This is a genomic window from Yimella sp. RIT 621, assembly GCF_004146205.1.
Lineage (GTDB): Bacteria > Actinomycetota > Actinomycetes > Actinomycetales > Dermatophilaceae > Yimella > Yimella lutea.
On the sequence record NZ_SEIP01000002.1, the window covers coordinates 195232 to 208380 of the forward strand.

The window sequence follows — 13149 nt, forward strand, 5'->3', positions numbered from 1 at the left end:
GTCAGTGATCCCCTCAGTACGCCAGCGAGCGGTCGACGGCATCGAGGATGCGGTCGAGGTCGGGCAGGAAGTGTTCCTCGAAGCGGCTGGGCGGGTACGGCAGGTTGTATCCGCCGACCCGGAGCACAGGTGCCTCCAAGTGGTAGAAGCACTCCTGCTGGATCAGCGCGGCGAGTTCCGAGCCGAGTCCGAGGAAGGTGCTCGCCTCGTGCACCACGACGACGCGTCCGGTCTTCTTCGCCGAGGTGAAGATCGTCGCGCGGTCGAGCGGCGAGAGCGACCGAAGATCGATCACCTCGATCGAACGTCCTTCTGCCGCAGCGGCTTCCGCGGCCTGGCGGCAGGTCTTTACCATCGGTCCATACGCGATGAGAGTCAGGTCGCTGCCCTCCCGCGCCACTCGCGCGTCGTACAGCCCGAGCGGTGCACCGGTGGACTCGTCCAGGTCGACCTCTGCACGCTCGTGGTAGCGGCGCTTGGGTTCGTAGAACAGCACCGGGTCGTCGGTCTGGATCGCCTGCTGGATCATCCAGTAGGCGTCCGCCGGGTCGGAGCAGCTGACCACGCGCAGACCGGCGGTGTGAGCGAAATAGGCCTCGTTGGACTCCGAGTGGTGCTCGACAGCTCCGATGCCGCCGCCGAACGGAACCCGGATGACCATCGGCAGCTTCAGGTAGCCCAGCGACCGGTAGTGCATCTTGGAGACCTGGCTGATGATCTGGTCGAACGCCGGGTAGATGAACCCGTCGAACTGGATCTCCACCACCGGGCGGTAGCCGCGCATGGCCAGGCCGATCGCGGTGCCGACGATGCCGGACTCCGCGAGCGGGGTGTCGATCACGCGGTCCTCACCGAAGTCCTTCTGCAGACCCTCGGTGATCCGGAAGACGCCGCCGAGCTTGCCGACGTCCTCACCCATCAGGACGACCTTGGGGTCGTCCTCCATCGCCTTGCGCAGACCGGCGTTGATGCCCTTGGCGAGCGTCATCTTCTGCGTTGCCATGTCAGTTCGCCCCTCCCTGGACGAAGGAGGCTTGGTAGGCGACGAACGCCTCGCGCTCGGCGTCGACCACGGGGTGCGGTTCGGCGTAGACCTTGTCGAACATCGTCACCGGCTCCGGGTCGGGCATCTGCTGGCACTCGCGTCGGATGCGAGCGGCGAGTTCGTCGGCCTCGGCCTCGACCTGCTCGAAGAACGCCGGGTCGGCGTGGCCCTTGGTCTCCATGAACCCGCGCATGCGCTTGATCGGGTCCTTCTCACGCCAGATGTCGACCTCGGACGCGATGCGGTACTTGGTCGGGTCGTCGGACGTGGTGTGCGCACCCATGCGATAGGTGAACGCCTCGATCAGCGTCGGGCCCTGACCCGCGCGGGCGGCATCCATCGCGGCCTTCGACACCGCGTACACCGCGAGGACATCGTTGCCGTCGACCCGGACGCCGGGGAACCCGAAGCCGCGTGCGCGCTGATAGGGCGGGATGCGGAATTGCTTGTAGTTGGGCTCGGAGATCGCCCACTGGTTGTTCTGCACGAAGAAGACGACCGGCGCGTTGGCGACGCTCGCGAACACCATCGCCTCGTTGTAGTCACCCTGCGCGGTGCCGCCGTCACCGGTGAACGCCATCACGGCCGCGTCGCGCTCGGGGTCGCCGGTACCGACGACGCCGTCACGCTGCATGCCCATCGCGTACCCGGTCGCGTGCAGCATCTGGTTGCCGATGACGATCGTGTAGAGGTGGAAGTTGTTCTCGTTGGAGTTCCAACCGCCGTGGTTCACGCCGCGGAACATGCCGAGCAGGTTGACCGGGTCGACCCCACGGCACCACGCGACACCGTGCTCGCGGTAGCCGGGGAAGGCGTAGTCCTGCTTCTTCAGGGCGCGTCCGGCACCGACCTGCGCGGCTTCCTGGCCGAGCAGCGAGGGCCATAGTCCGAGTTCGCCCTGGCGCTGCAGCGCGTGACCCTCGGCGTCCATCCGGCGCACCAGCACCAGGTCGCGGTACATCGCCTGCGCATCCTCGGAGGTCATGTCCTCGACGATTTGCGCGTACGGGGCGTTGGCCTCGCAGGTGGCCAGACGGTTGCCGTCGGCGTCGACGAACTGCACCATTTCCGGGCCGCCGTCGGTGATGTCGTGTTCCATGCTCGGTGCCACGGAGGTCTCGTGGTGCATCGTGTGCCGGGCATCGGCGTTCACGCCGGGGGCTCCGGACACATCTGTCGGGTCGGACATGCCACTCCTTGCTCGTGCGGCCGGCAGAACGGGGGTGACCGTGGGTGCCGACGCTGGCTTTCGGCCTATGACGTGGGTCACACAGGCTCGACGAACGAGGCTACTGGTCCGCGCTCGGTGTCTGCGAATCGACCCGTGCTGCCGGCGGACCGTCATCCACTCGGCGGCACTCTGGGGTGCGGTGCAACGACCCACCCTTGGCGAACTGACTTATTGATAGTGCTCGCTACGCGGGTGTTGCACGGGATTCTAAGCACTATCGCATGCAAAATTCCCTTTGCCGAAACCTAGCGACAGCGGCTGCGGGTGCGCTTCAATGCGTTCAGTAGAGCCGGATCTCGCTCGAGCGGCGAGCTGAGAACGGTTGTCAGCAAGGGGAATCACGAGGCCGTGAGGAAATTCTCCGCTGCCTTCATTTGCGCAGGAAGTACTGCGCTAGTAGCAGCGCCATCGCTCGCTGCACCAACCCGTACGCAAGCTTCCGAACCCAGCAGGTCTTCCAGATTTCGTGGGACATTAAACTCCAATAATCTACCAGTATCGAATCAAACATCAACGACGCATGTTTGTTATACCGGAGCTAGGAGGAATACTTTGGGCCTCCAAGAAGGCACCAACCACAGGCATGACAATCAGGAGAAAGCGGCACGGCTCGAGCCTGGTACATACTGGCGACGCCGAGCGATCCTAGCTGCAGTTCCGATAATTTGGTCTCCGTTGGCATACGGACCCTTGTACTATATGGCACGGAATACTAATCCTCCATTATCAGCTCGGGATCTATTGGAACCGGTTGTGTGGGTTCCCCTTGCCATCGCGGGGGCGCTGGGTTTAGTGTCTTCGCTGTTCTATTGGTCACCGACGGTCCCAGCCATCGTCGAATCGATAACGGTCTTGTTAACGCCGGTAGCGATGGAAGGAGTAGCAGACTCTGGCCCATTCATAACCTTCTATATGCTTGTCACGTTCTATTGGCTAGCTGTTGGATTAACCTGCTTCTTTGTGGCAAAGAGGATTCCGCAGCGGAGCCCATTTCAAAAGCGTTTGCCCGGAGCTTTCGACGCGTGGGACGAGGACGATGATTAGAGATGTTTGCACCTAACGTCGATAAGGCCAAGTTCGTCGAGACCGCAGAACGAGGTCTGGTCAGGTCAGCTGAAGCCGTCCTTGGCAGTAGCGTCGGGCACGTCGAGGTCTTCCAGATGAGGCGTGTAGGAATATTCATCCTCGGAAGACCTCGACCCCTACCCGGTGAGCGACGCGCTGACAGATCTATACCCTCGATTGTGAAGAGCCGGATTGGTGCGCGATCGCCCGGTCGGTTGCTCCGCGCAGGTGGGCGTAGGTGATGAACCCCGCGCGTAGAGTGCGTGGAGTAGAGGAGTGGGTCGATCCCGGCGCGGGTGATGCCGGCAATCACGCCGCCAACGACCTCCACGTCACCGCCCATGAAATTTCGAGGCTAGGACGAACTTCCCGTGACTCCATTTATCACCACAGCAACAACAAAAAATAAGCATCCGCATCCGAAGGGAACCCAAGAAAGATAAAACGCCCTTTGTGCGGCCCTAGGGGATAGCGACGTACCTCTTGCCAGCCGAACAACCTGCTCTAGCTGCAAGCCTAGAACACCGAGCCACCCATGCACGAAGTCATCGTCGCGTGCGGGGGGCCCGCAAGCGAGTACCTAAGCATCAGTGGGACCATACCAACCGCTAATAGTATGGGCACATATAAAAACAGGCCAAACGCCATGATCAAGAGTGCCAGCGTGGGGGCCGATAGCGCAAACAAAAAACGCAACCTGCACAAAACTACCTCCGTGCGGCCCACACAGGCACTCCTCCCGCAACCCAGACGCCGTATCCAGCGCCGGTGCCGACGTAGGGAACCCGCCCGCGGTAGGCGAGCCGACTCCGGTATCCGGACTGTGCGCCCACACACCTGCTGCGGCAGAAAGCGCCGCCGCCTGTGAATTTTGACCTGGTATGAGGTACGCCCGGCGACCACCCTACAGATGCGGATGGGGCGCGAGTGAACGTCCTTCTGCTGGCAGACACACCGTAGCCGAGACCCACGTTTACGCGAGGGTTGCTGTTGACGTGCGTGTAGGACAATGCAGCGCTTCGTCCCATCACTGACACCGATGCGGTCCAGGTACCGTGCCTTGCCAGTGATGACCACCCTTCCATATCGATGAGGGGCGGCCTTTGCTTGCCCATATAATCCAGACAATGTAAGCCGTTATGACGACTCCCGCGAGAACCGATTCAGCGGTTGAGGAATTCCTCGCACACCTCGATGAGGCGGTCGTTCGCCTCGGTCTCTCCGATCGAGCAGCGGACGCCGTCGCCGTCGAACGGGCGGACGACGAGACCGGCCTGGTCGGCCGCGGCAGCAAACGCCATCGCGTCGTCACCCAGCGGCAACCAGACGAAATTGGCCTGGCTGTCGGGGATCTTCCAGCCCTGCTCGGCGAGCGCCTGCGCGACACGGGCGCGCTCGGTCATCAGCGCGTCGACGCGCTCCTGCAGTTCGTCGTAGGCCTCCAGGCTGGCGAGCGCGGCCTGCTGGGCGACGTCGCTGACACCGAACGGGACGGCCGCCTTGCGCAGCGCTTCGGCCACCGGCTCGTGGGCGATGCAGTACCCGACCCGCAGGCCGGCCAGGCCGTACGCCTTGGAGAAGGTGCGCAGCACACAGACATTCGGGTGGTCGCGGTAGATCGCGAGCGCGTCGATCTGGTGATCGGGCTCGACGAACTCCAGGTATGCCTCGTCAATGACGACCAGGACGTCCGAGGGCACCTTGGCCAGGAAGCCACGCAGTTCGTCCTCGGTGACACTCGGACCGGTCGGGTTGTTCGGGGTGCAGACGATCACCAGGCGGGTGCGGTCGGTGATCGCGTCCGCCATCGCGTTCAGGTTGTGGCGTGCCTGCGAATCCAGCGGGACCTGAACCGGTTTCGCGCCGGCGAGCGCTGCGACGATCGGGTAGGCCTCGAACGAGCGCCACGCGTAGACCATCTCGTCGCCCGGGTTGCAGGTGATCTGCACCAACGAGCCGAGGACGCCGACGCTGCCGGTGCCGGTCGCGATCTCGTCCGGCGTGACTCCCCAGCGGGCGGCGAGCGCTTCGGTGAGTTCACGCACGCTCATGTCGGGGTAGCGGTTCATCCGGCCGGCCGCGTCCTGCACGGTCTTCAGCACCGACGGCAGCGGCGGGTACGGGTTCTCGTTGGAGGAGATCTTGTAGGTCACCAGGTCTTCCCGCGGCGGCGCCGGCTTGCCGGCCTTGTAGGCGGGAACGGCGCCGAGGGTGTCGCGCAGACGGACGTCGGGCTGAGTGTCGCTCATGCGAGCAAATCTACGACCCGGTGTGACCGGCGTCTCAACCAGTCGGTTTCTGCAGCGCCGCCTGCGACGATGGAGGCATGAAGAACTTCCTGATCCGCCTCGTCGTCAACGCCATCGCGCTCTGGTTGGCCGCCGCGGCACTGTCCGGCATCCATCTCGCCGACGGTTCGTCGCAGACCTTCGACAAGATCAAGACCGTTCTACTCGTCGCGCTCGTCTTCGGTGTGGTCAACGCACTGCTGAAGCCGATCGCCACGTTCTTCTCTTTCCCGTTGCTGCTCGTGACGCTCGGGCTGTTCATGATCATCGTCAACGCGGCGATGTTGCAGCTGACCTCGTGGCTGGCCGGAAAGTTCGACCTCGCCTTCCACGTCGACCACTTCTTCTGGGACGCCGTGATCGGTGCGCTGATCATCTCCGTCCTCGGGTTCGTCGCGAACGTGATCCTGCCCGACAAGCACGAGATCAACCGCTGACCCTGACTCGAGTGTCAGAAGGGATGCGTCGCAGTCGACGCATCCCTTCTGACACTGGCGGGTTCGTCAGACGCGCGGGCGTCCGTCCTCGAGGTAGACCGGCACGTCGGCGGCGAGGGCTTGTTCGATGACCCGGACGGTGTACTCGGCGACGTGTTCGCCCAGATCGGCCGGGTCGACCCAATGCACGGCCTTGATCTCGCGCGGCTGCAGCGAGTGCGGCGGACGGTCCAACTCGACGTCGAAAACGAAGAGGGTCGCGTCGTCCCAGCCGCGCCACGGCGGCAGCCAACTGACGGCGGCCAGCCCGCGGACGGTGGCCTCGACATCGAGTTCTTCACGCAGTTCGCGCACGACGGCGGTCGCCGGTGACTCGTGCGGGTCGACGACTCCGCCGGGGAGGTCCCAGAACCGTTTGTAGACCAACTCGCACAACAGGATTCGTCCCTCGTCGTCGCGAACGATTGCCTGAGCGATGCAGCGTTTGGTCGGCAGGCTGGAGTTGAGGACGGCAGTGAACGTCGACCGGTCGGCCAGCGGCGGGTCGGTGGCCACCCGGGCGAACTGCACCAAGTCGGCCTGCTCGACGCCGCCCCCGCGAACGACACCTTCCTTGCGCAGTCCGGCCCGCGCCGCGATCCGCAGATCGTGCTTGGCATCGGCGGGTAGTCGGCCCTGCACCCGGTGGACGCCGAGCTCACCGAACGCGTACTCGATCATCGCGTCCAGGCCGCGGACGGCCAGCCGCTCGTCGACGTCCTCCAAAAAGTTCCAGGTGAGCCCGCCGTCCGGGTGGACAGCCGCTCGGCCGATCACCGACCCGGCCGAGACGATCTCGTACTCGGAGCCGTCGGGTCGGATCGTCACGTCATCGCTCACGATCCGACGCTAACCCAATCCGCCGCGCGGAATCAGACGTGGCGGCGAGCGGTGATCACCCGGAAGCGCCCGGCCACGAACGCGCTGTCGGCGTACGCGGCGTTGGCGGCCGGGTTGGCACCGGTGCCGTGGTAGTCGCTGAATGCAGCGGTCTGGTTGACGAAGACCTGGCCGAGCAGGTTCTCCGAGAGCGCCACACCGGCGTCCATTGCGGCGTCCCGCGCCTTGTCGAGCACGGCCTCGTCGGTCGAGTACACGGAAGCGGTCATCGCGCCGTGCTTGCGGACGGTGTCGCGGAAGGTCGACAGTGACTGGTCGGTGCCGTCGGTGCCGATGAGGAAGGTCACCGGACCGAACTGCTCGGTGGTGTACGCGCCCTGCGCCTCCACACCCACACCGATCAAGCCCGGAGTCCGGACCACGGCGTCCGGGTACTTCGGGTGCGTGACCTGGCGGGTGTCGGCGACGACGGAGCCGCCGGCGTCCGAGGCGATCTTGTCGAGCGATCCGGCTCGGGCGCGGACGTCGTCGTTGACCGTCGCGCCGAGAATCTCGACCGCCTTCTCGTCCTCACCGGTGAGCTTGCCGATCGCGCCGCCGAGCTTGGCACCGAACTCCTCGAACGACAGGTGTCCCTCGTCGGTGTCGATGCCGTCTTTGGGCAGGTAGATGTTCTGCGGGGTGGTGCACATCTGCCCGGAGTAGAGGCTGAGCGAGAACGCGAGGTTGCCCAGCATCGCCCGGACGTTGTCGGTGGAGTCGACCACGACCGTGTTGACGCCGGCCTTCTCGGTATAAACCTGCTGCCCACGGGCCGCGCCCTCACGTTCGAGCCAGGCACCGAAAGTCGGGCCGCCGGTGTAGTCGATGATCTTGACCTCATCGCGCTCGGCGAGCGTCTTGGCCAGGCCTTCGCCATCGGCTTCGGGGGCGAGCTGGACGAGTTTGGGGTCGAAACCGTTGTCGCTCAACGTTTGCTGCAGCGTTTCGACGGTGATGGCGAGCGGCAGGATCGCGCGTGGGTGCGGCTTGATGACGACCGCGTTGCCGGTGGCGAGCGAGGCGAAGATACCCGGGTAGGCGTTCCAGGTCGGGAAGGTGTTGCAGCCGACGACGAGGGCGACCCCGCGCGGCACGATGCGGTAGTCCTTCTGCATCCGCAGCGGTTCGCCTTTGCCCGGTTTCTCCCAGGTGACGCTCTCGGGGACGCGTGACTGCTCGGCGTACGCCGCGGCGACGGCCTCGAGGCCGCGGTCCTGGGCCTGCGGTCCGCCCGCCTGGAAGGCCATCACGAACGGCTGGCCGGACGTGTGGTGCACCGCGTTGCCGATTTCGAACGACTGCTTGTTCAACGCGTCCAGTGCCTCGATCAGCACCAGCGCCCGCCTGCGCGGGCCGGCATCGCGCCAGGCCGGGATCGCGTCCGTCGCTGCCGCCATGGCCGCGTCGACGTCGAGGTGTGGGTAGGCGACACCGAGCGTCGGGCCGTAGGGCGAGACCTCGTCGCCGACGGTGGTGTCGTCGAAGGCACCCTGAAGGCCCTCGAACGGCTTGCCGAGGCGGCCCTCGTAGGCGGAAAGTCCTTGTGCGGCGGCGGTTTCGCCGTAGACGCGGGGCGAGGGTGATTCGGGGTAACGCGAGAAGTAGGTGCGCCCGGCAAGGGCTGCGAGCGCGTCATCGAGCACCGAATCGAACTTTGAGCCGGTGGAGGTCTCGGCGGATGCGGTGGTCTGGTCTGCAGCAGTCATCGTCTCATCGTAACGGCCAACGTGTTACAGATCACATGCAGTTATGCAACCATGCGTCACATGGCCACGGATGAAGTCGGAGCTGACCTCGAACACGTCCACCGCATGTGGCGCGAGGACCGCGCCTCCTCCCGCCTCGGCATCCGGTTGCTCGCCGTCGGGGTCACCGACGGCCTCGGTCACGCCGAAACCACGATGACGATCGGCGCGGATCAGGTGAACGGGCACGACATCGCGCACGGTGGCTACCTGTTCACGCTGGCCGACTCGACGTTCGCGCTCGCGTGCAACGCGTCCGGGCAACTCACCGTGGCCTCCGGAGCAGACGTGACCTTCGTGACCAGCGCTCACCTCGGTGACGAATTGCGCTGTGTGGCAACCGAACGCGCACGGTTCGGACGTAGCGGAATCACCGATGTCACGATCACCCGTGAATCAGACGGCGCTCTGATCGCAGAATTCCGCGGACGATCGCGCAGCCTGCCGGCACGCACCACCGAGGAGAAGTCATGATCCTGCCCGCCGTCGATGACAGCCCCCGGGAATTCCTCCGTCAGTCCCGCGGCTCAACCAGCGAAGATTGCGCCCCGGACTGCGTGATGTGTGGACTCACCTACCACCGCTGGTTGAGCCGTACGGATGAGGAACGAATCCGTACGCGCCGAAACCAACGCGAGATCCGCTGGAACGCAACCACATTCAACCCGGCTCCGCGTATCGCGTCACCATGGTCTCGATCGCGGCACTCGCCCAGGGGCTCGCACCTACTCGACCAGCGTGCCGCTCAGCGCAGGATGGGGCGCAGGCGCTTGAGGTCGTCCAGGAACTTGTCGACCGCGAGCGCCTCGTAACCCGCGCGACCAGCGCGGGGCGGGTAGAAGCGCACCGAGTCGATGTCGGGCAACTCCTCCCCCTTGGTCATCGCGATGAGCACCCGGTCGAGGAAGGAGTCGACCTCGTCCTCGGCGTAGCCGCGCTTGCCACGGGCCGGCCGGAAGTTCGATTCACGCACCCAGTCGAGTTGCTGCGGAGTCCAGTACGGACGCTGCGGCACGGCAGCTGCCATCGCTTCGGCAGGGGCGCGCTTCGGCGCCGCCAACTCGCTCTGCCAATCAGCAATGTGGCCGAACAATGCCTCGACGGCGGCCGGCGAATAGCCCTGCTTGAGCGGCGAGCGACGCAGCCCGGACAACGGCGCGGAGGGCACCTCGCGGCGGGCGCGCATCAGGGCGACGACGTGCTGCAGATAGCGGTCGACATCGTCGCAGTTGTAGCCGCCACGCTGTTTCGACAACGGCGCGCGCCGCACGGTGGCGACGTGCTCCGGGGTCCACGGCACGGAATTCACCGGTCCATAGTGTCAGGACGTCCGAGCCGACGGGGACGGTAGCGGCACGCAACAGAACGCCGGTCAGAGGTCGTTCCCGAACCGGTCGGGGACGATGGAAAGTAGGATGCGCTCATGCATGTTCTCGTCGCCGGTGGGGCCGGCTTCATCGGTTCGCACACGGTCGTCCAGCTCAAGCAGGCCGGGCACGACGTGACCGTTGTCGACGATTTCGACAACAGCAAGGCGAGCGCCGTGGCACGGGTCGAGCAGCTTGTCGGCGGCCACATCCCGCTGCACGCGTTCGACCTGTGCGACCCCGACAAGACCGAGGCGCTGTTCGCGGCCGAGCGGTTCGACGCGGTGATCCACTTCGCCGGGCACAAGGCCGTCGGCGAGAGTGTCGAGAAGCCGCTGCAGTACTACCGCAACAACCTGGACAGCACGTTCAGTCTGCTGCGCGCGATGGCGACGCACGGCGTCCACCGCCTGGTGTTCTCGTCCTCGGCGACGGTGTACGGCGATGAGTCCCCGCAGCCGTCCCAGGAGGACTACCGACCACTGCAGTCGTCCAACCCGTACGGCTGGACGAAGGTGATGAACGAGCAGATCATCGGCGACGTCGCCCGTGCGACACCCGGCATGCAGGTCGCGCTGCTGCGCTATTTCAACCCGGTCGGCGCGCACCCGTCCGGCACGATCGGCGAGGACCCGCAGGGCATCCCGAACAACTTGATGCCGTTCATCTCCCAGGTCGCGGTCGGACGCCGGAAGAAGCTGACCGTGTTCGGTGACGACTACGACACCGCCGACGGCACCTGCGAGCGCGACTACATCCACGTGGAAGACCTCGCCGCCGGGCACCTCGCCGCACTGGAGCACATCGACGCGATGGCCGAACCGGTACGCGCGTTCAACCTCGGCACAGGCGTGCCGACGTCCGTGTTGGCCATGATCAACGCGTTCCGTACTGCCACCGGAGTCGAGATCCCGTACGAGATCGGACCTCGCCGCGCCGGTGATCTGCCGGTGACGTACGCCGATCCGACCCGCGCGTTGCACGAACTCGGCTGGCGCACAACGAAGTCCATCGAGGACATGTGTGCCGACACCTGGCGTTGGCAGTCGGCGAATCCTCAGGGCTTCCCCGGCTGACGGTCTGGCACCAGGAACCATCTACCCGCTCGAGCCCGTCTAGGCTCCCGGCAGGACTCAATCGACCAGGAGCAGGGGACATGGCGCACAAGTGGGGGACGCGGGCGTTGACCGCGACGACGGTGGTCACGTTGGCGGCGACGCTGGCGGGTTGCAACGGCGACAGCGAAGGCTCCAAGAACACCGGTTCGTCGACCACGACCACGACCTCGACATCGCCGAACGGCGGCGGCGACACGAAGGCTGCCGGCGACGGCAAGCTCTCCCCCACCGGCGCCGACCTCAGCAATTACACCGCCCAGCAGATGCAGTGGAGCAAGGACACCTGCACCGACGACGTGAAGGAACTCAAGTCCTTCAGTCTGCGTGACCTGGCCCCGGTCAACGACCGCAGCGAATGCGCCAAGATCAAGGTGCCGAAGGACTACGGCGACCCTGGCAAGGGCGAGATCGAGGTGATGGTCACCCGCACCAAGCCGGCCAAGGGCGAGAACCACCGCGTCCTGATGACCAATCCCGGCGGCCCCGGCGGACCGGCCGGTGCCTTCTCGGTGATCACCGCGGCACTGTCCCCGCTCGGCGAGAGCCACGTGGTCATCGGCATCGACCCCCGCGGCGTCGGCGGCGGGACGCGGCTGACCTGCAAGTCGTACTCCGCGCGCGGTGTCACCGACTACCGCAACCTGTCCGACACCGACATCTCGGCCCTTCAGACCGCCGCGAAGAAGACCGTGGACGAGTGCGCGCGTGAGAACGGCGATCTGCTGCCGTACATCACCACGGCCAACACTGCGCGTGACCACGAACTCGTCCGCCAGTTGTTGAAGGTCGAGACCGTCGACTACTACGGCGTGAGCGCCGGCACCTGGCTCGGGGCGTACTACTCGACGCTGTTCCCCAAGCAGGTCGGACGCTTCGTGCTGGACAGCAACACCGAGTTCACCGGCACACTGCAGTCGAGCTGGGCCACCCAGCCGATGTCGTTCCAGCGCCGTTTCAAGGATCAGTTGCTGCCGTGGCTGGCCCGCCAGAACACCACCTACAACCTCGGCTCGACCCCGGACGACGTCAACGCCTCCTACGAGGACATCCGCAAGGCTGCGGGCGAGGGCAAGCTCGGCCAGTTCGAGCCGATGATCATCGACAACATCGTCGCCCAGACGCTGTACAGCGACCGCGGTTTCCAGAGCTCCGGTGCGCTACTGGCGCTGCTGAAGCAGGCGATGAACGGTGACGCGGATGCGCTGCGCACCGCCGAGGGCGCTGCCGGCGGCGGCCGCACCAAGAAGGACATCGACGACTCCCGCAACCAGAACACCGTGTTCATGGCGATCCGCTGCAACGACACCTCGTGGAGCAAGGACGAGAAGTCGTACGTCGACCGTGCCAAGCAGGACGGACAGAAGTACCCGCTCGTCGGTTACTTCGACATGGCGAACGAGTGCGCGTACTGGCCCTACAAGGCACAGGACATGAAGGTCGACACCTCGAAGGCGCCGCAGATGCTGCTGGTGCAGACCGAGAACGACCCGGCGACCGCGTACGAAGGCGGGCTGAAGGCGCACAAGGCGTCCAAGAACACCCGCTTCCTCGCGGTCAACGACCAGGGCAACCACGGTGCCGTGCTGGGTAGCGGCAACCTGTGCGTCGAGCAGCAGACCTACGGCTTCCTGCAGAACGGCAAGCTGATGGACAAGGACTCGGTCTGCCCCGGCATCGCGCTGCCGAAGGACAAGGAAGTGCACAAGGTCGGCTTCGACCCCGAGGGCGAGAAGCTGGCGATGCCGGTCGACCCGACGCCGCAATGGAAGAAGGCGCTGCTCGCCGTCCTCGGAGCGGTCCTGGACGAGTTGCTGACGCCGAAGAACACCGCGCCGCGCGACTGACCGTCCCGGCGAGGGCACTCCAAATGCATCAGGGCACTCCGTATACGGAGTGCCCTCGTGCATCTGGCGTGCCCTCGTCGGGAGGACC

The 13149-nt window shown here is 65.4% G+C and carries 10 protein-coding genes; 4 read left to right on the plus strand and 6 right to left on the minus strand.

What is annotated here, in order from left to right:
* Positions 1-13: 13 nt before the first annotated feature.
* The 3 genes from EU513_RS02805 to hisC form a co-directional block, all read right to left on the minus strand.
* The gene (locus EU513_RS02805; RefSeq protein ID WP_129624362.1) at positions 14-1003 is read right to left on the minus strand and encodes an alpha-ketoacid dehydrogenase subunit beta; all 990 of its coding nucleotides are present in this window, start codon (positions 1001-1003) and stop codon (positions 14-16) included.
* A gap of 1 nt (position 1004) precedes the next feature.
* On the minus strand, positions 1005-2174 hold the full coding sequence (gene pdhA / locus EU513_RS02810; RefSeq protein ID WP_129624507.1) for a pyruvate dehydrogenase (acetyl-transferring) E1 component subunit alpha: 1170 nt from the start codon (positions 2172-2174) through the stop codon (positions 1005-1007).
* A gap of 2330 nt (positions 2175-4504) precedes the next feature.
* Entirely contained in the window at positions 4505-5590 is a 1086-nt protein-coding gene (hisC, locus tag EU513_RS02820) for a histidinol-phosphate transaminase (protein WP_129624366.1), read from the minus strand.
* Between the two features lie 77 nt (positions 5591-5667).
* On the opposite strand from hisC, the gene EU513_RS02825 reads away from it, so the two are divergent.
* Complete coding sequence (locus tag EU513_RS02825) at positions 5668-6066, plus strand: phage holin family protein (protein ID WP_129624368.1); 399 nt, start codon at positions 5668-5670, stop codon at positions 6064-6066.
* A gap of 66 nt (positions 6067-6132) precedes the next feature.
* On the opposite strand, the gene EU513_RS02830 is transcribed toward EU513_RS02825, so the two are convergent.
* Positions 6133-6945 carry an NUDIX hydrolase gene (locus EU513_RS02830; protein ID WP_239702606.1) on the minus strand — a complete coding sequence of 271 codons (813 nt, stop codon included), beginning with the start codon at positions 6943-6945 and terminating at the stop codon, positions 6133-6135.
* A gap of 32 nt (positions 6946-6977) precedes the next feature.
* A complete protein-coding gene (paaN, locus tag EU513_RS02835) occupies positions 6978-8693 on the minus strand; it encodes a phenylacetic acid degradation protein PaaN (RefSeq protein ID WP_129624370.1) in 1716 nt (571 codons plus the stop codon).
* A gap of 60 nt (positions 8694-8753) precedes the next feature.
* Here paaN and EU513_RS02840 point away from each other — a divergent pair, with 60 nt between their 5' ends.
* Positions 8754-9206 carry a hotdog fold thioesterase gene (locus tag EU513_RS02840; RefSeq protein WP_239702607.1) on the plus strand — a complete coding sequence of 151 codons (453 nt, stop codon included), beginning with the start codon at positions 8754-8756 and terminating at the stop codon, positions 9204-9206.
* A gap of 271 nt (positions 9207-9477) precedes the next feature.
* On the opposite strand, the gene EU513_RS02845 is transcribed toward EU513_RS02840, so the two are convergent.
* Positions 9478-10041, minus strand: a complete 564-nt coding sequence (locus EU513_RS02845; protein ID WP_129624372.1) for a DivIVA domain-containing protein — start codon at positions 10039-10041, stop codon at positions 9478-9480.
* A 114-nt stretch (positions 10042-10155) separates the two neighbouring features.
* On the opposite strand from EU513_RS02845, the gene galE reads away from it, so the two are divergent.
* Positions 10156-11175, plus strand: a complete 1020-nt coding sequence (gene galE / locus EU513_RS02850) for a UDP-glucose 4-epimerase GalE (protein ID WP_129624374.1) — start codon at positions 10156-10158, stop codon at positions 11173-11175.
* Between the two features lie 80 nt (positions 11176-11255).
* The gene (locus EU513_RS02855; RefSeq protein WP_129624375.1) at positions 11256-13061 is read left to right on the plus strand and encodes an alpha/beta hydrolase; all 1806 of its coding nucleotides are present in this window, start codon (positions 11256-11258) and stop codon (positions 13059-13061) included.
* The last annotated feature ends 88 nt before the right edge of the window (positions 13062-13149 follow it).